At 64.6% G+C, this 20,273-nt stretch carries 20 protein-coding genes and 2 pseudogenes; 14 read left to right on the forward strand and 8 right to left on the reverse strand.

The features are described 5' to 3' along the window. Nucleotides 1-85: 85 nt before the first annotated feature. On the reverse strand, nucleotides 86-1,354 hold the full coding sequence (locus tag PT85_RS06120; RefSeq protein ID WP_039560654.1) for an OprD family porin: 1,269 nt from the start codon (nucleotides 1,352-1,354) through the stop codon (nucleotides 86-88). 355 nt (nucleotides 1,355-1,709) lie between these two features. On the opposite strand from PT85_RS06120, the gene PT85_RS06125 reads away from it, so the two are divergent. Both PT85_RS06125 and PT85_RS06130 read left to right on the forward strand, forming a co-directional pair. Continuing rightward, nucleotides 1,710-2,141, forward strand: a complete 432-nt coding sequence (locus PT85_RS06125; RefSeq protein WP_027590441.1) for an HIT family protein — start codon at nucleotides 1,710-1,712, stop codon at nucleotides 2,139-2,141. Then, nucleotides 2,138-2,344: a SlyX family protein gene (locus tag PT85_RS06130; protein ID WP_027590442.1), complete on the forward strand. Its 207-nt coding sequence runs from the start codon at nucleotides 2,138-2,140 to the stop codon at nucleotides 2,342-2,344. The genes PT85_RS06125 and PT85_RS06130 overlap by 4 nt, the downstream gene beginning before the upstream one ends. On the opposite strand, the gene PT85_RS06135 is transcribed toward PT85_RS06130, so the two are convergent. The 5 genes and pseudogenes from PT85_RS06135 to PT85_RS06150 all read right to left on the reverse strand — a co-directional run bounded on the left by PT85_RS06135 (nucleotide 2,338) and on the right by PT85_RS06150 (nucleotide 6,002). After that, complete coding sequence (locus tag PT85_RS06135; protein WP_039606189.1) at nucleotides 2,338-3,192, reverse strand: pseudouridine synthase; 855 nt, start codon at nucleotides 3,190-3,192, stop codon at nucleotides 2,338-2,340. The two genes, PT85_RS06130 and PT85_RS06135, sit on opposite strands and share 7 nt — an antisense overlap. Nucleotides 3,193-3,208: 16 nt before the next feature. Next, entirely contained in the window at nucleotides 3,209-4,426 is a 1,218-nt protein-coding gene (gene sstT, locus PT85_RS06140; RefSeq protein ID WP_039606190.1) for a serine/threonine transporter SstT, read from the reverse strand. 266 nt (nucleotides 4,427-4,692) lie between these two features. Then, nucleotides 4,693-4,905 (reverse strand): annotated as a pseudogene (locus tag PT85_RS18265) (cold-shock protein); the annotation flags it as partial. An 81-nt stretch (nucleotides 4,906-4,986) separates the two neighbouring features. Further along, nucleotides 4,987-5,331, reverse strand: a pseudogene (locus PT85_RS18400) (cold shock domain-containing protein membrane protein); the annotation flags it as partial. A 203-nt stretch (nucleotides 5,332-5,534) separates the two neighbouring features. After that, a complete protein-coding gene (locus tag PT85_RS06150; RefSeq protein WP_027589271.1) occupies nucleotides 5,535-6,002 on the reverse strand; it encodes a Dps family protein in 468 nt (155 codons plus the stop codon). 222 nt (nucleotides 6,003-6,224) lie between these two features. On the opposite strand from PT85_RS06150, the gene aspS reads away from it, so the two are divergent. The 12 genes from aspS to ybgF all read left to right on the forward strand — a co-directional run bounded on the left by aspS (nucleotide 6,225) and on the right by ybgF (nucleotide 16,507). Next, the gene (aspS, locus tag PT85_RS06155) at nucleotides 6,225-8,000 is read left to right on the forward strand and encodes an aspartate--tRNA ligase (RefSeq protein WP_039606191.1); all 1,776 of its coding nucleotides are present in this window, start codon (nucleotides 6,225-6,227) and stop codon (nucleotides 7,998-8,000) included. Between the two features lie 150 nt (nucleotides 8,001-8,150). Continuing rightward, complete coding sequence (locus PT85_RS06160) at nucleotides 8,151-8,897, forward strand: YebC/PmpR family DNA-binding transcriptional regulator (protein ID WP_027589273.1); 747 nt, start codon at nucleotides 8,151-8,153, stop codon at nucleotides 8,895-8,897. 223 nt (nucleotides 8,898-9,120) lie between these two features. Then, on the forward strand, nucleotides 9,121-9,645 hold the full coding sequence (gene ruvC, locus PT85_RS06165) for a crossover junction endodeoxyribonuclease RuvC (RefSeq protein WP_039606192.1): 525 nt from the start codon (nucleotides 9,121-9,123) through the stop codon (nucleotides 9,643-9,645). Nucleotides 9,646-9,695: 50 nt separating this feature from the next. Beyond that, the gene (ruvA, locus tag PT85_RS06170) at nucleotides 9,696-10,301 is read left to right on the forward strand and encodes a Holliday junction branch migration protein RuvA (RefSeq protein WP_027589275.1); all 606 of its coding nucleotides are present in this window, start codon (nucleotides 9,696-9,698) and stop codon (nucleotides 10,299-10,301) included. Next, complete coding sequence (gene ruvB / locus PT85_RS06175; protein ID WP_027589276.1) at nucleotides 10,302-11,339, forward strand: Holliday junction branch migration DNA helicase RuvB; 1,038 nt, start codon at nucleotides 10,302-10,304, stop codon at nucleotides 11,337-11,339. Nucleotides 11,340-11,357: 18 nt separating this feature from the next. Next, nucleotides 11,358-11,798, forward strand: coding sequence for a tol-pal system-associated acyl-CoA thioesterase (gene ybgC, locus PT85_RS06180; protein WP_039560646.1), 441 nt, complete (start codon nucleotides 11,358-11,360; stop codon nucleotides 11,796-11,798). Nucleotides 11,799-11,800: 2 nt separating this feature from the next. Then, nucleotides 11,801-12,496: a protein TolQ gene (tolQ, locus tag PT85_RS06185; protein WP_027589278.1), complete on the forward strand. Its 696-nt coding sequence runs from the start codon at nucleotides 11,801-11,803 to the stop codon at nucleotides 12,494-12,496. A gap of 10 nt (nucleotides 12,497-12,506) precedes the next feature. Further along, on the forward strand, nucleotides 12,507-12,965 hold the full coding sequence (gene tolR / locus PT85_RS06190; protein ID WP_027589279.1) for a protein TolR: 459 nt from the start codon (nucleotides 12,507-12,509) through the stop codon (nucleotides 12,963-12,965). Continuing rightward, the gene (tolA, locus tag PT85_RS06195) at nucleotides 12,965-13,873 is read left to right on the forward strand and encodes a cell envelope integrity protein TolA (RefSeq protein ID WP_027589280.1); all 909 of its coding nucleotides are present in this window, start codon (nucleotides 12,965-12,967) and stop codon (nucleotides 13,871-13,873) included. The genes tolR and tolA overlap by 1 nt, the downstream gene beginning before the upstream one ends. 14 nt (nucleotides 13,874-13,887) lie before the next feature. After that, nucleotides 13,888-15,174 (forward strand): Tol-Pal system beta propeller repeat protein TolB, encoded by a 1,287-nt coding sequence (gene tolB, locus PT85_RS06200; protein ID WP_039606193.1) that lies wholly within the window; start codon nucleotides 13,888-13,890, stop codon nucleotides 15,172-15,174. Nucleotides 15,175-15,227: 53 nt separating this feature from the next. Next, entirely contained in the window at nucleotides 15,228-15,740 is a 513-nt protein-coding gene (gene pal / locus PT85_RS06205) for a peptidoglycan-associated lipoprotein Pal (RefSeq protein ID WP_027589282.1), read from the forward strand. A 5-nt stretch (nucleotides 15,741-15,745) separates the two neighbouring features. After that, nucleotides 15,746-16,507 carry a tol-pal system protein YbgF gene (gene ybgF / locus PT85_RS06210; protein ID WP_039560632.1) on the forward strand — a complete coding sequence of 254 codons (762 nt, stop codon included), beginning with the start codon at nucleotides 15,746-15,748 and terminating at the stop codon, nucleotides 16,505-16,507. A gap of 33 nt (nucleotides 16,508-16,540) precedes the next feature. On the opposite strand, the gene PT85_RS06215 is transcribed toward ybgF, so the two are convergent. Beyond that, the gene (locus PT85_RS06215; protein ID WP_052237622.1) at nucleotides 16,541-19,141 is read right to left on the reverse strand and encodes an EAL domain-containing protein; all 2,601 of its coding nucleotides are present in this window, start codon (nucleotides 19,139-19,141) and stop codon (nucleotides 16,541-16,543) included. Beyond that, a complete protein-coding gene (locus tag PT85_RS06220) occupies nucleotides 19,113-20,162 on the reverse strand; it encodes a cytochrome-c peroxidase (RefSeq protein WP_052237623.1) in 1,050 nt (349 codons plus the stop codon). Before PT85_RS06220 ends, PT85_RS06215 begins: the two co-directional genes overlap by 29 nt. Nucleotides 20,163-20,273: the final 111 nt, after the last annotated feature.

Consider the following 20,273-nt stretch of genomic DNA (forward strand, 5'->3'; position numbering starts at 1 on the left):
GTGAGCGCCAGCACCAGAAGCTCGCGAACGAGTTCGCTCCCACGGGCTGTGCCGCTTGCGTGGGAGCGGATTCGTCCGCGATTGGTTAGAGAATACTCAGCGGGTACTCGATGATCACCCGCACCTCGTCGATGCTCGGCGAGCCGTAGTAGACGCCGTCACTGCTGCGATAGGTGGCCTGGCGCAGGCGCAGGCTTAGGTCTTTGGCCGGGCCTTCCGGCACCACGTAGCGCAGTTCGATGTCGCGTTCCCATTCCTTGCCGTTGTCGGTGGTGCCGACGTCGGCGTCGTCGCCGTAGATGTAGCGGGTCATGAACTTGAAGCCGTTCAGGCCGACCGCCGCCAGGTCCAGGTCGTAGCGGGCCTGCCAGGACTTCTCGTCCTGGGCGTTGAAGTCCGAGCGCTGCACCGAGTTGGCCAGGTACACGGTGCCGCCACCATCGATACCGTAGTCGTAGCCAATGCCGTCGAAGCCGCCGATGGACTTCTGGTAGGCCAGCATGAAGCTGTGGGCGCCCAGGCTGTAGGTGGCCGCCAGGCTCCAGATGGTGTTGCCCTCGTCATCGCCGGTACCGGTGTACTCTGCCTCGTAATCGGTACGGTAGATGTTGAAGTCGAAGTTCAACGACTGCTCATTGACCAGCGGCACCGTGTAATTGAGGTTGCCGTAGACTTTCTGGAAGGCGTCGTGGGCGTCCGAGTAGTACAGCGAGAGCGAGAAGTTGTCGTCGACGGCGTAGGTACCGCCGACGAAGTCGAGACGTTTCAGGCCAACACTGTCATGGCCGGTCTGTGCCTGGGCATTCAAGGCAGTGAAATGGCCAGCGTTGAGCTCCAGCCCTTCGAGTTCGTTGCTGGTCAGCATGAAGCCGGTCGCGGTTTCCGGCAGCAGGCGGCTGTCGTCGGTGGCGAACACCGGCACGCCGACGATCTGCTGGCCGTACTTGAGCACGCTGCTGGAGACCCGCGCCTTGACCACGCCGCCAGCCTCGGCGTATTCGTCCTCGGCGTAGCCGTCGGAGCCGACGGGCAGCAGGCCGGTGCCGGCACGGCTCGGGCTGCTGTCCAGCTTCAGGCCGATCATGCCATAGGCATCAAAACCGAAGCCGACCGGGCCCTGGGTGAAGCCGGACTCGAAGGTGGCAGTGAAGCCGTGCGCCCATTCTTCGACCTTGCTTTGGGTGCCGGGTGCGTTGTTCTGAAAGTCGCGGTTGAAGTACAGGTTGCGGTTGAAGAGATCAAGGCTGCTGTCCTCCATCAGTCCCTTCGCTTCGGACTGGGCGCTGGCCATGGCCAGCTGGGAGGCGCCTGCGGTAACGGCCAGGGCGATTGCGCTCAACTTCATCACGTGCATGTGACTGCTCCTTTTGATTGAAGATCGAGGCCGCCCGGGTACCCCCGGGTCGGCTCCTCGTCAGGCTTGCTCTCACCCCGTTGGACCTGCTGCATCCAAGGCGGGTAATTGACGTGGTGGACGGATTCGTTCAAGGCCCCCTGCGGCTGGTACGCGTCCAAGGTTGTAAAGGCGTTTCGATATCAATGGGATATCGTCAGAACGCTTCTGTAAGAAGGCATAGCAATAAATGCCGGCAAGTCAAAAAGGCCCTGGCGCATTTGTGCGGACGTCCATGGAGCGATGAAAAACGCGAGGGCAGGCGCTATCCTCCCGGCAGGCGCCGTCGGCGCCCGGAATTCTCAGGAGAACCACGATGTTCGTGCTGGCCGAGCAACTTGCAAAAGACACCCTGCCTATTGGCGACTTCCCGCTGTGCCGTCTGCTGTTGATGAACGACAGGCAATACCCCTGGTTCATCCTGGTGCCGCGCCGCGAGGACGTCAGCGAGCTGTTCCAGCTCGACGAGGCGGACCAGCGTCAGCTGTGGAAAGAGACGACGCAGCTGGCGGAGATCCTCAAGGACACCTTCGCGGCGGACAAGATGAACGTCGCCACCCTGGGCAACATGGTCAGTCAGTTGCACATGCATGTGATCGTGCGCCGCAAGGGCGACGCGGCCTGGCCGGCGCCGGTGTGGGGCAAGCATCCGGCCCAGCCCTATTCCGCAGCCGAGCTGCAAGGCATCCGGGACAAGCTTGGCCTGGTGCTGACCGAAGATTTCCATTTCGAGGAGGGCAAGGCATGACGGTAGAAGAACGTATCGCCGACCTGGAAAGCCGCCTGGCTTTCCAGGATGACACCCTGCAGGCCCTGAACGACGAGGTGGTTCGCCAGCAGCGCGACATCGAGCGACTGCAACTGCTGGTCAGTGCGTTATCGCAGCGCCAGGACGAGTTGCAGACGCAGATCGGCAGCGAGGATGAAGACGAGGTTCCGCCCCATTACTGAAGCGTCAGGCAACTGGTGAAGGTGCGCGCTTGCCCATTCAGCGGGTCCTGGAAGCTCAGGCTCCGGGCGAGCAGCTGCAGGGGGCGGGTGTGGTCTTCGGGTGCGTCGCTCAGGCTCGGATACAGCGGGTCGTTGAGAATCGCCGCGCCCAGCCCGGCCATGTGCAGGCGCAACTGGTGCTTGCGGCCGGTGACCGGGTAAAGCGCGTAGCGCCAGTGCTCGCCGCAGGGCTCCAGAACCTCGATACGCGTTTCGCTGTTGGGCTTGCCGTCGCCTTCCTGCATGCGGAAGAACGGCTCGCCCTGCTCAAGATGGGTTTGGCGCAGGACGGGGAAGTTCAGCCGAGGCAGCGGCGGCGCCATGGCCTCGTAGCGTTTGACGATGCGCTGCTGGCGAAAGAGGGCCTGGTAAGCGTCGCGGGTTTGCGGGTTGCAGGAAAACAGCACAAGCCCGGCAGTCAGGCGATCCAGCCGATGCAGCGGCACCAACTGCGGGTTGTCGAAGCGCTCCACCAGCCGGTTGAGCAGAGTTTCCCGCACGTAGCTGCCGGCGGGGACCACCGGCAGGAAGTGCGGTTTGTCCACCACCAGCAGGTGCTCGTCCTGGAACAGCACCTGCTCCTCGAACGGGATGCGCGCCTCGTCGGGCACTTCACGAAAGTAGCGGACGCGCAGGCCTTCCCGGTAGGGATGATCGGCGCGCAAGGGCTGCCCCTGCTCATCCAGCACGCGATGGCGGGCGAAGCGGTCGAGCCAGACCTCGCGGCCGATCGCCGGGAAATGTGCACACAGGCAATCGAGCACCGTCGGCCAGCGCCCGGCGGGCAGGTGCAGCGTGCTGTGTTTCAACGCCGCATCGCTTCCGTCACGCCTGCTTGCGCTCTGCGGCCAGGCAGGCGGCCGCAGTGAACAGCACGTCGGTCGACGAGTTGACGGCGGTTTCCGCGGCATCCTGCAGGATACCGATCACGAAGCCGATCGCCACTACCTGCATGGCCACCTCATTGGGAATGCCGAACAGGCTGCAGGCCAGCGGAATCAGCAGCAGCGAGCCCCCTGCCACGCCAGACGCGCCGCAGGCACTGACCGCCGAGACCACGCAGAGCAGCAGGGCAGTGGGCAGGTCGACGCTGATGCCCAGGGTATGCACGGCCGCCAGGGTCAGCACGCTGATGGTGACTGCTGCGCCGGCCATGTTGATGGTGGCACCCAGCGGAATGGAAATGGAGTAGGTGTCCTCGTGCAGGCCCAGGCGTTCGCAGATCTGCAGGTTGACGGGAACGTTGGCCGCCGAGCTGCGGGTGAAGAAGGCGGTAACGCCGCTTTCGCGCAGGCACAGGAAAACCAGCGGGTAGGGATTGCGGCGAATCTTCCACCAGACGATGACCGGGTTGACCACCAGGGCCACGAACAGCATGCAGCCGATCAGCACCAGCAGCAGCTGGGCGTAGCCGAGCAGGGCCTGCAGGCCGGTGTCGACCAGGGTGGTGGCCACCAGGCCGAACACCCCGAATGGGGCGAAATGAATCACCACCTTGACGATCAGTGTGACGCCGCGGGCCAGGTCGCTGAAGGCCGCGCGGGTGCTGTCGCTGCCCTGGCGGATCGCCAGGCCGAGGCCGATGGCCCAGGCGAGGATGCCGATGTAGTTGGCTTCCAGCAGGGCGCTGATCGGATTGCTGGTGATGTTGAACAGCAAGGTCTTGAGCACTTCGCCGATGCCGCCGGGCGGGTTGGCGCCGGTGGCGGCCTCGGCCAGCGGCAGGGTAGTGGGCCACAGGCTGCTGGCGATCACCGCGACGATGGCCGCGCACAGCGTGCCTACGAGATAGAGCACCAGGACCGGACGGATATGGGTCGGCTGACCCTGCTGGTGGCTGGCGATGGCAGAAATGACCAACAGGAACACCAGCACCGGCGCCACGGCTTTCAGCGCGGCGATGAACAGTTCGCCGAGCAGGCCGACGTGCGGGACGGCCTGGGGCAGTAACAGGGCAAGCAGGATGCCGGCGACCAACCCGATGAAAATCTGGACGACCAGGCTGGTGCGGGTGAACAACTGCAGGAGAGGACGCTGAATCATGTGGGTTTCCTGGGGTCGCCCATGCGGCGAAGCGAAGCGGTGGTTCCCGGTCATGTAGGAGAGAAGCCGAGGCGGCTGCTGTCGTACAGAACCGGAGCGATTGGGGTGTAGGTCGGCAGCAGAGTCCGACGTGGTCCGTCCCGTCCGTGGCAAGGCGGGGCGATTTTACTGGGAGTGGCGGGAAATTGCGGGCATTTTCCTCGCCGCTGGTCCTTTGTCGGGCAAAAAAAAGCCGCGCCCTTAGGCGCGGCTTTCTCGCAGCGGTATCAGCGGCGGTCGGTGGTGACCACGTCCTCGGCTTGCAGGCCCTTGTCGCGCTGCATCACGGAGAACTCCACGCGCTGGCCTTCGACCAGCACGCGGTGGCCTTCGCCACGAATCGCGCGGAAGTGCACGAAGATGTCGTCCCCGGAATCACGGGAAATGAAACCGAAGCCCTTGGTGGTGTTGAACCATTTGACCGTGCCGGTCTCGCGATTCTCACCGAGCGGCGCCTGGTAGGCATCGCCTGCGGCCCGGCGCGACGGACGGGACGGCTGCCAGTTGAGCAGCAGATGCAGCAGCACGGCCAGGGCGGCGAGCGGCAGGGCGGCGGCAACGCCCGGCAGGCCGGCGATGAACTCCAGCGGCCCCAGCAGTACCGCGGCCTGAACGGCGGTGGCAATGATCAGCAGCACGCTGGCGAGGATCTGCAGCGGACGCCGGTTGCTGAGCTGGGCATGCTCCGGCAAGGCGGCAAAGGCCAGGTTGAGCAGGCCGAACAGGGCCAGGTAGAGCGCATCGGGTTGCAGCAGGTAAGGCAGGGAATCGCCGGTGAGGCTGGGTACGAAGGACAGTAGGAGGGCGGCAACGCCCGTGAGGAGTTGGACGATTTTCAGCATTGGAATTGAACTCACAGTAGGCATGATGCAGGGAGAGCCAGTCGCCGCGCAGCTCCGCAAATACAGGTAAGGAGTGGTACAGCGGCAGGCCTATGCCGCGGGATGGAGTGCGGCACGGCGGGTATTTAACAGCAAAGCGGAAAGGGGCTCAAATCGCAGCGCCGCAAGTGAGCGCGAAGTCGCGAGCCGGGGCAGGGCGGCCAGAGGGTCGCCCTGCTGGCGGGATGTCAGGCGAGCAGGCTGCGCAGCATCCAGGCGGTCTTTTCGTGGACCTGCATGCGCTGGGTCAGGAGGTCGGCGGTGGGCTCGTCGTTGACCTTGTCCAGCAGCGGGAAGATGCCGCGTGCAGTGCGCACCACGGCTTCCTGACCCTGTACCAGCAGACGGATCATGTCCTCGGCGCTGGGTACACCTTCCTCCTCCTTGATGGAGGACAGCCGCGCATAGGCCGCGTAGGTGCCCGGTGCCGGGAAGCCCAGGGCGCGGATGCGCTCGGCAATCGCGTCCACCGCCAGCGCCAGCTCGGTGTACTGCGTCTCGAACATCAGATGCAGGGTGTTGAACATCGGACCGGTGACGTTCCAGTGGAAGTTGTGGGTCTTCAGGTAAAGGGTGTAGGTGTCCGCCAATAGACGGGACAGGCCTTCGGCGATGGCCGCACGGTCCTGCTGGGAAATGCCGATATCGATGTCCATGGTGATTCCTCCGACGATGCTTCTATGAGGTGCTATCAGCCTAACAGGGGTTTTCGCTTGCGGGCATGGATCTGGATCAACCGCCAGCGCACCGTGCGCCACGGCTGCGCGGCAGGCATTTACCCTATATAATCTCGCGCTTTGCCACGCTGGCCCGATCCGCAGGCGCCAGGGGTGGCCGGTCAAGATGAAACCAGACTCCCAGAGAGAAGCGAACACACCATGATGCGCAGCCACTATTGCGGCCAGTTGAACGAGGCCCTCGACGGTCAGGAAGTCACTCTTTGCGGTTGGGTCCATCGCCGTCGCGACCACGGTGGCGTCATCTTCCTCGACATCCGCGACCGTGAAGGCCTGGCTCAGGTGGTCTTCGACCCGGACCGCGCGGAAACCTTCGCCAAGGCCGACCGCGTGCGCAGCGAATACGTCGTCAAGGTCACCGGCAAGGTGCGCATGCGTCCGGAAGGCGCGCGCAACCCGAACATGGTCAGCGGCGCCATCGAAGTGCTGGGCTACGCGCTGGAAGTCCTCAACCAGGCCGAAACCCCGCCGTTCCCGCTGGACGAGTACTCCGACGTCGGCGAGGAAACCCGCCTGCGCTATCGCTTCATCGACCTGCGTCGCCCGGAAATGGCCGCCAAGCTCAAGCTGCGCTCGCGCATTACATCGAGCATTCGCCGCTACCTGGACGACAACGGCTTCCTCGACGTCGAAACGCCGATCCTGACCCGCGCCACTCCCGAAGGCGCGCGCGACTACCTGGTGCCGAGTCGCACCCACGCCGGCAGCTTCTTCGCCCTGCCGCAGTCCCCGCAGCTGTTCAAACAGCTGCTGATGGTCGCCGGCTTCGACCGCTACTACCAGATCGCCAAGTGCTTCCGCGACGAGGACCTGCGCGCCGACCGTCAGCCGGAATTCACCCAGATCGACATCGAGACCAGCTTCCTCGATGAAGCCGACATCATGGGCCTGACCGAGACCATGATTCGACAGCTGTTCAAGGAAGTGCTGGATGTCGAGTTCGGCGAGCTGCCGCACATGACCCTCGCCGAGGCCATGCGTCGCTTCGGTTCGGACAAGCCTGACCTGCGCATCCCGCTGGAACTGGTCGACGTGGCCGACCAGCTCAAGGATGTGGAATTCAAGGTGTTCTCCGGCCCGGCCAACGATCCCAAGGGTCGTGTTGCTGCCCTGCGCGTGCCGGGTGCCGCCTCCATGCCGCGCAGCCAGATCGACGATTACACCAAGTTCGTTGGCAACTATGGGGCCAAGGGTCTGGCCTACATCAAGGTCAACGAGCGCGCCAAGGGCGTTGAGGGTCTGCAGTCGCCGATCGTCAAGTTCATCCCCGAAGCCAACCTGAACGTCATCCTCGATCGCGTCGGCGCGGTCGATGGCGACATCGTGTTCTTCGGTGCCGATCGCGCCAAGGTGGTCTGCGACGCCCTGGGCGCACTGCGTATTCGGGTCGGTCACGACCTCAACCTGCTCACCTGCGAGTGGGCGCCGCTGTGGGTGGTCGACTTCCCGATGTTCGAGGAAAACGACGACGGCAGCTTGAGCGCCATGCACCACCCGTTCACCGCACCCAAGTGCAGCCCCGAGGAGCTGAAGGCCAATCCGGCCGCCGCACTGTCTCGCGCCTATGACATGGTGCTCAACGGCACCGAGCTGGGTGGCGGTTCGATCCGTATCCACGACAAGAAGATGCAGCAGGCGGTCTTCGAAGTGCTGGGCATCAGCGAGGAGGAGCAGCAGGAGAAGTTCGGCTTCCTGCTCGATGCCCTGAAGTTCGGCGCGCCGCCGCACGGCGGGCTGGCCTTCGGTCTGGATCGCCTGGTCATGCTGATGACCGGCGCATCCTCCATCCGCGAAGTGATTGCCTTCCCGAAAACCCAGAGCGCAGCCTGTGTCATGACCCAGGCGCCGGGTGTCGTGGACAACAAGGCGCTGCGCGAGCTGCACATCCGCCTGCGCGAGCAAGCCAAGGCGGAATAATCGCTCCTTCGAAGCCCGGTGAAAGCCGGGCTTCTCCGTTCGGGGCGGCATCATGGCAGCGGGCGGCACTGATCGCCCGCGGAAGTGCCAGACTAGACAGGCGGGCCGGGAGCGGCCCGTTCCAGAATCTGAAACGAGATGGAGTGAGTTATGGCTGGTCATTCCAAATGGGCCAACATCAAGCACCGCAAGGGTCGTCAGGACGCCAAGCGTGGCAAGATCTTCACCAAGATCATTCGCGAGCTGACCGTGGCCGCCAAGAGCGGTGCGGTGCCGGCCGACAACCCGCGCCTGCGCCTGGCGGTGGACAAGGCGCTGACCAACAACATGTCGCGCGACGTGATCGACCGCGCCATTGCGCGGGGCGCCGGCAACAACGAGGCCGACAACGTTGTCGAGCTCAGCTACGAAGGTTACGCGCCGAGCGGCGTGGCGATCATCGTCGAGGCGATGACCGACAACCGCAACCGTACTGCGGCCGAAGTGCGCCATGCCTTCAGCAAGTGTGGCGGCAACCTGGGCACCGACGGCTCGGTGGCTTACATGTTCGACCGCAAGGGGCAGATCAGCTACGCACCCGGTGTCAACGAGGATGCGCTGATGGAAGCGGCCCTGGAGGCGGGTGCTGATGACGTGGAAATGGGTGATGACGGTTCCGCGCTGGTGTCCACCAGCTTCGCCGATTTCCATGCGGTGAACGAAGCGCTGGCCGCTGCCGGCTTCAAGGCGGATGAGGCGGAAATCGCCATGATCCCGTCGATCAGCGCGCCGATCGCCGATCTGGAAACCGCCCAGAAGGTGATGAAGCTGATCGACATGCTGGAGGACCTGGACGACGTGCAGAACGTCTACCACAACGCCGAGATCCCCGACGAGATCATGGAGCAGCTGGGCTGATTGCCTGGTGTTGGCGACCTAGAAGGCAGCGCTCGGCGCTGCCTTTTTTGTGCTGCAAAGCATCGCGACGCTGAAGCCGTCCCCGCGAAAGGCCGGCATTGAACGGGCCCCGTAGGAGCGACCTCGGTCGCGGGCTGGCGGTGGTCCGCATTCGGCTGGGTGACGCCATCGGCGTCGGCCCGTATACTTCCGTGCTGGATAAATAGACAGTGATGGCGGTGGCATGACGCTGATCCTTGGAATCGACCCGGGCTCGCGGATTACCGGCTTTGGTGTGGTGCGCGATACCGGGCGGGGCTGCGAGTACATCGCCTCCGGCTGCATCCGCACCGGCACCGGGTCGTTGCCGGAACGCCTGCAGACGGTCTATCGCGGCGTGAGCGAGGTAATTCGCCAGTACGGGCCGATCACCATGGGTATCGAGCAGGTATTCATGGCGCGCAACGCCGATTCGGCGCTCAAGCTCGGTCAGGCGCGCGGCGCGGCGATCGTCGCTGGGGCCGAGTCGGGCCTGGAGATTGCCGAGTACACCGCCACCCAGGTCAAACAGGCCATCGCCGGCACCGGCGGTGCCGACAAGCAGCAGGTGCAGATGATGGTCATGCACCTGCTCAAGCTGCTGCAAAAGCCTCAGATTGATGCTTCCGATGCCCTGGCCATTGCGCTCTGCCATGCCCACCATCGGCAAAGCCTGATTCCCCACGGCCTGACCCAGGCCAAGCGACGCAGTGGCCGGCTGCGTCTGTGAGGTGTGTGCGCGACGTTGCTGGCCCCAATTGATGTGAGAGGAATGGACGCGTGATTGGTCGATTGCATGGCACCCTGGCGGACAAGCAGCCGCCTTTTTTGCTGCTGGATGTGAATGGCGTCGGTTACGAGCTGGAAGTGCCGATGACGACCCTTTATCGTTTGCCCCCGGTTGGCGATTCCTTGACGCTTTACACCCATCTGGTGGTCAGAGAGGACGCGCAGCTGCTCTATGGCTTTGCGGAAAAGCGCGAGCGAGAGCTGTTCCGCGAGCTGATCCGGCTGAATGGCGTGGGTCCCAAGCTGGCGCTGGCGCTGATGTCCGGAATGGAGGTGGATGAGTTGGTACGTTGCGTGCAGGCGCAAGACACCTCCACCCTGGTGAAGATTCCCGGCGTGGGCAAGAAAACCGCCGAGCGCCTGCTGGTGGAGCTGAAGGATCGCTTCAAGGCCTGGGAAGCGATTCCAGGCATCGCGCCGCTGACGTTGGAACCTTCCACTCAGGCAGTGGTCTCATCGGCCGAAAATGACGCCGTGAGCGCGTTGATCGCCCTGGGCTTCAAGCCCCAGGAGGCCAGCCGGGCTGTCGCCGCGGTGCAGGAGAACGGTTTGAGTAGTGAAGAATTGATTCGGCGCGCGCTGAAGGGAATGGGTTAAGTGATCGAAGCCGATCGATTGGTGACCGCCTCCGCCCGGGATCGCGACGAGCAACTGGACCGCGCCATGCGTCCGGCCCGTTTGGCCGACTACATCGGCCAGCCGCTGGTGCGCGAGCAGATGCAGCTGTTCATCCAGGCCGCACGCGGTCGCGCCGAAGCCCTGGATCACACGCTGATCTTCGGACCACCCGGGCTGGGCAAGACCACCTTGGCGAACATCATCGCCCAGGAAATGGGGGTCTCCCTGAAAAGCACGTCCGGTCCGGTGCTGGAGCGTCCCGGCGATCTCGCCGCGCTGCTGACCAATCTGGAGCCCGGGGATGTGCTGTTCGTCGATGAGATCCATCGCCTCTCGCCGGTGGTCGAGGAGGTGCTGTATCCGGCCATGGAGGACTTCCAGCTCGACATCATGATCGGCGAGGGCCCGGCCGCGCGTTCCATCAAGCTGGACCTGCCGCCCTTCACCCTGGTGGGTGCGACCACGCGGGCCGGCATGCTCACCAATCCACTGCGCGACCGCTTCGGCATCGTGCAGCGCCTGGAGTTCTATTCAGCCGAGGACCTCACCACCATCGTCAGCCGTTCGGCCGGCATTCTCGGTCTGCCGATCGAGCCGGAAGGGGCCTTCGAAGTGGCCCGCCGCGCGCGCGGTACGCCGCGTATTGCCAATCGCCTGCTGCGTCGCGTGCGCGATTTCGCCGAGGTGCGTGGCAAGGGCGAGATCACCCGCCAGGTGGCCGACCTGGCGCTGAACATGCTGGATGTCGACGAGCGCGGCTTCGATCACCAGGACCGCCGCCTGCTGCTGACCATGATGGAGAAGTTCGATGGCGGTCCGGTGGGCATCGACAGCCTGGCCGCAGCCATCGGCGAGGAGCGTCACACCATCGAGGATGTGCTGGAGCCCTTCCTGATCCAGCAGGGCTACATCATGCGCACGCCGCGCGGGCGCGTGGTCACCCGGCATGCCTACCTGCACTTTGGTCTGCAGTTGCCCGGGCGCCTGAGCAATCCGTCCGGCACCGATGACGCATGAAGCGGAACTTTTTCTGAAATGAGCACTCTTACGCAGCCGTTCGCGCTTCCCTGCCGGGTCTACTACGAAGACACCGACGCCGGTGGAATCGTCTACTACGTCAATTACCTGAAATTCATGGAGCGTGCGCGCACCGAGCGTCTGCGTCGCCTGGGTTTCGCCCAATCGCAACTGGCCGGCGATAACCTGCTGTTCGTGGTCCACTCGTGCGAAGCGCGCTATCACGCGCCGGCGCGGCTGGATGACGAGTTGAGCGTCTCGGCCGAGGTGGTCGAGTTGAACCGTGTCAGCCTGCGTTTTCGTCAACAGGTGCGCCGCGTCAACGATGGACAGCTGCTCTGCGAGGGCAGCGTCCTGGTGGCCTGCGTGCGTGCCGATACCCTGAAACCCCGGTCCATCCCCGAAGCGCTGCGTGACGCCTTCGTGGGGGACCTGGCCAGTACCCGTCCAGGAGAGTAAGCGTGGAACCCAACGCCGTCGATCACATGTCCCTGTGGAGTCTGATCAGCAATGCCAGTCTGCTGGTGCAACTGGTGATGCTGATTCTTGTGGCTGCCTCGGTCATTTCCTGGGTGCTGATCTTCCAGCGCGGCAGCTTGCTGCGCGGCACCAAGCATGCCCTGGAGGAATTCGAGGAACGCTTCTGGTCCGGCATCGACCTGTCGAAGCTGTATCGCCAGTCCGGCAATGCCACCGATTCGCACAGTGGCGTGGAGCAGATCTTCCGCGCCGGTTTCCGCGAGTTTTCGCGACTGCGCCAGCAGCCGGGCGTCGGTCCGGATGCGGTGATGGACGGGGTCAGCCGGGCCATGCGGGTGGCGATCTCCCGCGAGGAAGAGAAGCTGGAGCAGGCGCTGCCGTTCCTGGCTACCGTCGGCTCCACCAGCCCCTACATCGGTTTGTTCGGCACCGTGTGGGGGATCATGAACTCCTTCCGTGGCCTGGCCCAGGTGCAGCAGGCCACACTGGCCACCGTGGCGCCGGGCATCGCGGAGGCGCTGATCGCCACCGCCATCGGCCTGTTCGCGGCGATTCCCGCCGTCATCGCCTACAACCGCTTCTCCGCCCGGGGCGAGCAGCTGATTGCCCGCTACTACACCTTCGCGGACGAGTTCCAGGCGATCCTGCACCGCAAGGTGCACACCTCCGAAGAATGAGGCGCGGCTGATGGCCAGAATTCGTAACAGACGCAAGCCGGTCGCCGAGATGAACGTGGTGCCCTACATCGACGTGATGCTGGTGCTGCTGGTCATCTTCATGGTGACTGCGCCGATGCTCAACCAGGGGGTCAAGGTCGACCTGCCCAAGGTGAGCACCGAGGTGCTGCCGCAGGACAACAATGCCCGCGTGCTGACGGTGTCCATCAAGGCTGACCGCACCTACTACTGGAACATGGGCGAAGAGGTGCAGACCGAGCAGACCCGCAACAGCGAGGCGGCGGTTTCCCTCGACAAGCTGGTGGGCGCCGTGCGCGGCATCCTGGCCGAGAACAGTCGCCAGGGGAAAAAGGTCCAGGTGTATGTGCGCGGCGACAAGGCAGTGGACTACGGCGCGGTGATGGCCGTGATGGGCGGCCTGCAGCAGGCCGGTGTCGGCAACGTCGGTCTGATTACCGAGGCCCCCTGATGCGTCCCGCGGAACAGGCGTCCTCTTCACCGTGGTTCTGGCCGGTCCTCGGCGCCGTGGGTCTGCACGCGGTGCTGTTCGGTCTGCTGTTCGTGAGCTTCGCCAGCACGCCTGACCTGCCACCGGCGCGCCCGGTGGTGCAGGCCACCCTGTATGAAATGAAATCCAAGAGCCAGGCCGAAAGCCAGACTCGCCAGAAGATTGCCGGCGAGGCCAAGAAGACCGCTGCCCGGGAATTCGAGATGGAGCAGCTACAGCAGCGCAAGGCCGAGGAGCAGCGCATCGCCGCCGCCAAGGCTGAGGAACAAAAGCGCGCCGAAGCGGCTCGAAAGGCCGAGGCCGAGAAAAAGGCCGCCGAGCAGAAGCGCCAGGCGGAGGTCGCCCGCAAGAAGGCTGAGGACGAGGCGAAGAAGAAGGCTGCCGAGGCGGAGGCCCGGAAAAAGGCCGAAGAGGAAAAGGCCCGCAAGGCCGCCGAGGCGCTGGCCAAGAAGAAGGCCGCCGAGGAAGAGGCTGCCCGCAAGGCGCAGGAAGAACTCCGCGCCCAGGCACTGGCTGAGCTGCTCAAGGAGGATACCGAACGCCAGGCCGCGCTGGCCGATGAGGTCAGCGAAGAGGCGATGGGCAACATCGACGATCTGCTGCGTCTGCGCGCGGCCCAGGGCTGGAGCCGTCCGCCCTCCGCTCGTCCCAACATGACGGTACGGCTGCGCGTGACCATGCTGCCCGACGGGACCATTACCGGCGTCAACGTAGCGAATTCCAGTGGCGATATCCCCTTCGACAACTCGGCGGTCGCCGCGGTGCGCAACATCGGGCGTGTCAGCGAGGTGCAGAGCCTCAAGCCCAAAGAGTTCGAGCGGTATCGCTCCTTTACCATGACCTTCACGCCAGAGGATCTCGCGCTGTGAATACTGTCTTTCGAATGCTCCTGCTCGGCTTGTGCTGCCTGGCCGGTGCGGCGGTGGCACAGGAAGCCGACATTCGGGTCACCAGCGGCGTCGATCGGGCCATCCCGGTCGCCGTGGTGCCCTTTGGTTGGCAGGGCGCCACCGTGCTGCCCGAGGACCTCGCCTCCATCGTCGGCAACGACCTGCGCAATTCCGGCATTTTTGAACCCATTCCGCGGCAGAACATGATCAGCCTGCCGACCCAGGCGTCGGAGTTGATCTACCGCGACTGGCAGGCCCTGGGCGCCCAGTACGTGCTGCTGGGCAGCATGGAGCTGAACGCCGGGCGCTACCAGGCGCAGTTCGCCCTGTTCAACGTGGCCACCCAGCAGCAGTTGCTGACCGGCACGGTAGGCGGCAGCGCTACCCAACTGCGCGATATGGCCCACCATATCGCCGACCTGGTGTTCGAGAAGATCACCGGCACCAAGGGTGCTTTCTCCACCAAGCTGCTGTACGTGACGGCCGAGCGCCTGGGAACCCGCAATACCCGCTACACCCTGCAGCGCTCGGACTACGACGGCGCGCGGGCGGTGACCCTGCTGCAGTCGCGTGAGCCGATTCTTTCGCCACGCTTCTCGCCGGATGGCAAGCGCATCGCCTATGTGTCCTTCGAGCAGGGGCGCCGGCCACGCATCTTCATCCAGCATGTGGACACCGGGCAGCGTGAGCAGATCACCGCATTCGAAGGTCTGAACGGCGCCCCGGCGTTCTCGCCGGACGGCAGTCGGCTGGCGTTCGTGCTGTCCCGCGACGGCAACCCCGAAATCTATGTGATGGAACTGGCGAGCCGGCGGATGCAGCGGGTGACCAACCATTATGCGATCGATACCGAGCCGTTCTGGGGGCGGGACGGGCAGACCCTGTACTTCACCTCGGACCGCGCAGGCCGCCCGCAGATCTACCGCCAGCGTATTGGCGGCCCGGCGGCGGAGCGCATCACCTTTGTCGGCAACTACAACGCCGCGCCGAAACTGTCGGCGGACGAAAAGACCCTGGTGATGGTGCATCGCCAGGAGGGCTACACCAATTTCAAGGTGGCGGCACAGGACTTGCAGCGTGGGAATCTCCGCTTGTTGTCGGACACCACACTTGATGAGTCGCCCACTGTTTCGCCTAATGGCACGATGCTAATCTACGCCACTCGTCACCAGGGGCGTGAAGTGTTAATGCTCGTCTCCATCAACGGACGAGTCCGGATCGCGTTACCCACCGCACAAGGTGAAGTTCGCGAGCCTTCCTGGTCCCCCTACCTGAACTAGGCAGCGGGGGCGCCACAAGTGTTCCTATCATCCCTGACTGTTGGAGTTGTTATATGGAAATGCTGAAGTTCGGTAAGCTCTCCGCCCTGGCCCTGGCCCTGGCTGTTGCCGCTGGTTGTGCCTCTACCGGCGGCGATACCGCTGGCGAAACCACCTACGAAGCCGACACTGCAGGTACTGCACCGGCTCAGGTAGAGTCCACCGTCGACACCAGCGCAAGCGATGCCGAAGCTGCTCTGCGCGCCATCACCACCTTCTACTTCGAGTACGACAGCGCTGATCTGAAGCCCGAAGCCATGCGCGCCCTGGACGCCCATGCCAAGGTGCTGAAGGCTACTGGTGTTCGCGTGGTCCTGGAAGGTCATGCCGATGAGCGTGGCACCCGCGAATACAACATGGCCCTGGGCGAGCGCCGTGCCGGTTCCGTGCAGCGCTACCTGAGCATGCAGGGTGTTTCCCCGGCTCAGCTGGAGCTGGTTTCCTACGGCGAAGAGCGTCCGGTTGCCATGGGCAGCAGCGAAGAGTCCTGGGCGCAGAACCGTCGCGTAGAACTGCGTCAGAACTGATTGCGATGATCAAGTACCGCCAGATTCTGATCGCCTGGCTGGCCAGCCTGCCGCTGGTCGCCATGGCCCAGGTTCCGGTCAGCGAAGGCGGGGGACGCCTGCGTCCCCTGCCTACGGTGAGTGGTTCCGGCGGTGCCCAGGTTGGGGGCGGGACGATGGTCCCGCCTTCGGCCCAGGGCGAACTCTTCATCCAGCTGCAGCAGATGCAGGAAGAACTGGCCCGCCTGCGTGGCATGGTCGAAGAGCAGCAGTACGAAATCCAGCGCCTGAAACAGGAGTCGCTGGAGCGCTATCAGCAACTGGACAATCGCCTCAACGGGGCAGGGCCTGTGTCACAGGCGCCGGCACCCGCACCCTCGCCGGCACCCGCAGACAGCGAACCCGCGGACCCTGCGAAGGAAAAGCTTTACTACGATGCCGCCTTCGATCTGATCAAGGCCAAGGATTTCGACAAAGCCAGCCAGGCGTTCGGCGCCTTCCTGCGCCGCTATCCCAACAGCCGCTACGCGGCCAATGCCCAGTACTGGCTGGGTGAGGTCAGCCTGGTGAAGGGCGATCTGCAGGCCGCCGGTCAGGCTTTCGCCCGCGTCACCCTGGATTATCCGAACCACAGCAAGGTGCCGGATGCGCTCTACAAGCTGGCGGATGTCGAGCGCCGTCTGGGACGCACCGACAAGGCCCGGGCCGCGCTGCAGCAGGTGATCGACAAGTACCCAGGCAGCTCCGCCGCCAAGCTGGCCGAGCGCGATCTGAAGAACCTGCGCTGACCCCCGAAAATCCCGCCGCCTGGCGGGATTTTTTCAGGCCATGACCCGGCTGCGCTGCAGGCGCTCACTGAAGCGGTCGGCCGGTTCCGGTTTGCCGAACAGGTAGCCTTGCAGGTAGTCACAGGCATGGTTGGCGAGGAACGCCTGCTGAAGGGGAGTTTCCACCCCTTCGGCGACCACCCGCAGCCCTAGGCTGTGGGCCAGGCCGATGACCGCCGAGGCGATCTTGGCATCGTTGGCGCCTTCCTGAATGTCATTCACGAAGCTGCGATCGATTTTCAGCGTGTGCACCTGGAACTGGCGCAGGTAGGCCAGTGACGAGTAGCCGGTGCCGAAGTCGTCGATGGCCAGGCTGACGCCCAGCGCGCAGAGCTCGCCGAGGATGACCAGGGTGCGCTCGATGTCGCGCATCAGGATGGTTTCGGTCAGCTCCAGTTCCAGCAGCTGGGGTGGCAGGCGATATTCCTGCAGGGCGTCGCGTACCAACTGCACGATGTTCTGGTGGGCGAACTGCTGTCCGGACAGGTTGACTGCCACGCGCACCGGCTGACGGCCCGCATTCAGCCAACTGCGGACCTGCCGGCAGGCTTCACGGATCACCCATTCGCCGATTGGCACGATCAGGCCGGATTCCTCCGCGGCCGGCAGGAAGCGATCGGGTGTCAGCAGGCCTTCCTCGGCATGTCGCCAACGCAACAGTGCCTCGCAGCTGCGCAGCGTCCCGTCCCGTGCATCCACCTTGGGCTGATAGAACAGGCACAGTTCCTGGCGTTCCAGGGCGCCCCTTAGCTGGTGTTCAAGCAGCAGCTCGCCCAGGCGGGCGGTGTTCATGTCCGTCGAATAGAACTGGAAGCCGTTGCGGCCTTCGGACTTGGCCCGGTACATGGCGGCATCGGCGTTGCGCAGCAGCAGGGAGTCGGTGGTGCCGTCGCCGGGAAAGACGGCAATGCCGATGCTGCAGGTGACGCTGAGTTCATGGTTGCCCAGCATGCACGGCTGGGTGATCGCCGCCAGCAGCTTGCGCGCCACCAGGCCGGCGTCCTGGGCTTGCTGCAAGCCGGGCAGGATGGCCACGAACTCATCGCCGCCCAGGCGTGCCAGGGTGTCGGACTCGCGCAGCACATCCAGGCAGCGCCGGGTAATGGTGCGCAGCAGGTGGTCGCCGGCGTCGTGGCCCAGGGTATCGTTGATCCACTTGAAGCGGTCCAGGTCCATGAACAGGATGCCCACCTGGCTGCCCTTGCGCCGGGCTTCACGGATCGCCTGCCCCAGCCGGTCCTGGAGCAGCAGCCGGTTGGGCAGGCCGGTCAGGGCATCGTGGTGGGCCAGGTGATGAATGCGCGCCTCGGCCTCCTTGCGTTCGGTGACGTCGGAGAAAATGCCGATGTAGTGGGTCGTCTCGCCTTCGCTGTCGCGCACTGCGGCGATGGAGAGCCACTCGGGATAGATGTCGCCGCTACGGCGGCGGTTCCAGATCTCGCCTTGCCACTGGCCGCGCTCCTTCAGGGCGGACCACATCTTCTGGTAGTAGTGCTCATCCTGCCGTCCGGACGAGAGGACCGCCGGCGTGGCGCCGGCGATCTGCTCCAGCGGATAGCCAGTGATCTCGGTGAAGGCCGGGTTGACCGCGATGATCTGAGCGCTGGCGTCGGTAATGACCATGCCCTCCCGGGCGTTGGTGAACACCGTGGCGTAGCGCTTGAGTTCGGCCTGGGCCTGGTGCAGCGCTTCCAGGCGCTCGTGCAGTTCGCGATTGGCGTCCGCCAGTTGCGCGGCCAGGCGCCGCCGGCGCGCCACGGCCATCACCAGATAGATACCCAGCCCCAGCGCGACCACGAACAGCAGCACCCGATAACGCCGGGCTTTCTGCAACGCCTGGTTATAGGCCTGGGCGTAGCTCTGGCTCAGGGTGTCGCCCAGGGCATGGGTCGGCAGTTCAAGGATGTCGTGGGTGATGGCATCCAGCGTGGGCTTGTGGGTCAGGATCAGAGCGGCATGGCTGAGCAGGATGCGCAGCGTCTCCGCCGTGGCGGGAGGTAGCCGTTGGGCCACCCCGGCCAGACGATCATGTTCCTGGCGCAACCGCTCGCCACGCCCAGGATCGTCACTGAGCAGAAAGGTCATCACCGAGCGGCCGAAGATGCCCACCTCGCGTGACAGCGCCGGCTGCAGCACGCCATCGCGGATCAGGCTGTCGGTGATCAGTGGGAAATAGCTCTGGGAATTGCGCAGGATTGCCGTCTCGCGCTTGAAACGGTCTACCGCGTCCGCCTTGTCGAGGCTCGCCTGGCGCAGTCGAGCGACCTGCTCCTCCAGCGGCTGGCGATCTCGCAGGGGCAGATAATCGGGCAGCTGCGTCAGTGTACGGGTGATGGCCAGGAGGTCCTTCACGCCCTGGCTGCTCCGGTCGAAATTGCGGTAGAGGTCGTAGCGGCTGGCCAGGACCGAAGCATTCAGCTCGGCGTCGAGCTGCTGCAGGCGCAGCAGCTGTCGCGAGTAGTCCTGGTGCTGCTCAATGGAAATGCTGTCGGCGCGTGAGAACAGCCAGGCCAGCGACAGGCCGATCAACAGCACCATGAGCAGGGCGCGGGCAACGCGTTGCCAGTCAGGGAGAGACAGGAAGGACATCTTCATGCAGATAGGCCGTGGTGGGCAGGGAGGGCAGCTCCCCGGTCAGGGTGTCGAGGAAGGCAATAATCACTCGGGTCTCTTCGTGGGAGAGCCGCCGGCCTAGCTGGTAGCGGCCCATGATGCGTACGGCGTCCTCCAGGCGCGCCACCGAGCCATCGTGGAAATAAGGCCCGGTGACGGCGACATTGCGCAGGCTGGGAACCTTGAAGACGTGGCGGTCCTCGACGCGCCCCGTGATGCGCTCCCGACCGGTGTCGGCGGCATTGTCCGGATGGTCGGCGAAGTAGTCGGCGATGATGCCGAAGCGCTGGAACAGGTTGCCGCCCACGCCGACGCCCTGGTGGCAGCTGGCGCAGCCGAGCGATTTGAACAGCGCGTAGCCTTGCCGGGCTTCGGCGTCAATGGCGGCGGGATCGCCCCGCAGGTAGCGGTCGAACGGAGCCGGTGTGGGCAGTGTTTCCAGGTAGCTGACCAGGGCATCGCTGATGCTGTGCCGGTCGACCAGTCCGCCGTAGACGTGACCAAAGGCCTGCGCATAGTCGCCGTCGGCGCGTACCAGGGCCTCGATGCGGGACCAGCTGGAAGCCATTTCCTGCGGATCGAGCAGCGGGCCGATGACCTGCTCGGCCAGCGTGGCGGCGCGGCCATCCCAGTACTGGGCGAAGTTGAGCGAGGCGTTCAGCACGCTGGGCGCGTTGCGCTCGCTGAGTTGGCCGCCCACACCGATCGAACGCGCCCGGCCATCGGTGCCGTAGGGCAGCGGGTGACAACTGGCGCAGCTGACCGAGCCGTCGCTGGACAGGCGGGCGTCGTGGTACAGGCGGGCTCCCAGTGCCACGCGCTCGGAGGCCGGTGCGCCCGCCGGGATGGGCAGCGGGGCGAGGGGCTCCAGGCTGCGCACCGACCGGTGGGTATGCTCGGAAGCGGGCGCGCGGGGTGGTTCGCTCCAGGTCAGCAGGATGAGCAGCGCGGCCAGGGCGATCAGCATGGGAAGCAGTAGCAGCTGGGACAGGCTTGATTTCATCGGCGCATCTTAGAAATTCGCCTGGGTGCGCCTGTTGAGGCCGGTCAAAGGAAACGCAGGTAAGCCATTCACCGTTTTTTTTCGGTCAGCATAAAAAAACCGTTGATTTCC

Origin of the sequence: Pseudomonas flexibilis, assembly GCF_000806415.1 — a bacterium.
Classification (GTDB): Bacteria; Pseudomonadota; Gammaproteobacteria; order Pseudomonadales; family Pseudomonadaceae; genus Serpens; species Serpens flexibilis.

Coding starts and splice junctions, on each gene's coding strand:
- PT85_RS06120 (WP_039560654.1), bottom strand. CDS start 1,354: ATGCACGTGATGAAGTTGAGCGCAATCGCCCTGGCCGTTACCGCAGGC.
- PT85_RS06125 (WP_027590441.1), top strand. CDS start 1,710: ATGTTCGTGCTGGCCGAGCAACTTGCAAAAGACACCCTGCCTATTGGC.
- PT85_RS06130 (WP_027590442.1), top strand. CDS start 2,138: ATGACGGTAGAAGAACGTATCGCCGACCTGGAAAGCCGCCTGGCTTTC.
- sstT (WP_039606190.1), bottom strand. CDS start 4,426: ATGATTCAGCGTCCTCTCCTGCAGTTGTTCACCCGCACCAGCCTGGTC.
- PT85_RS06150 (WP_027589271.1), bottom strand. CDS start 6,002: ATGGACATCGATATCGGCATTTCCCAGCAGGACCGTGCGGCCATCGCC.
- aspS (WP_039606191.1), top strand. CDS start 6,225: ATGATGCGCAGCCACTATTGCGGCCAGTTGAACGAGGCCCTCGACGGT.
- PT85_RS06160 (WP_027589273.1), top strand. CDS start 8,151: ATGGCTGGTCATTCCAAATGGGCCAACATCAAGCACCGCAAGGGTCGT.
- ruvC (WP_039606192.1), top strand. CDS start 9,121: ATGACGCTGATCCTTGGAATCGACCCGGGCTCGCGGATTACCGGCTTT.
- ybgC (WP_039560646.1), top strand. CDS start 11,358: ATGAGCACTCTTACGCAGCCGTTCGCGCTTCCCTGCCGGGTCTACTAC.
- tolR (WP_027589279.1), top strand. CDS start 12,507: ATGGCCAGAATTCGTAACAGACGCAAGCCGGTCGCCGAGATGAACGTG.
- tolA (WP_027589280.1), top strand. CDS start 12,965: ATGCGTCCCGCGGAACAGGCGTCCTCTTCACCGTGGTTCTGGCCGGTC.
- tolB (WP_039606193.1), top strand. CDS start 13,888: ATGCTCCTGCTCGGCTTGTGCTGCCTGGCCGGTGCGGCGGTGGCACAG.
- pal (WP_027589282.1), top strand. CDS start 15,228: ATGGAAATGCTGAAGTTCGGTAAGCTCTCCGCCCTGGCCCTGGCCCTG.
- ybgF (WP_039560632.1), top strand. CDS start 15,746: ATGATCAAGTACCGCCAGATTCTGATCGCCTGGCTGGCCAGCCTGCCG.
- PT85_RS06215 (WP_052237622.1), bottom strand. CDS start 19,141: ATGAAGATGTCCTTCCTGTCTCTCCCTGACTGGCAACGCGTTGCCCGC.
- PT85_RS06220 (WP_052237623.1), bottom strand. CDS start 20,162: ATGAAATCAAGCCTGTCCCAGCTGCTACTGCTTCCCATGCTGATCGCC.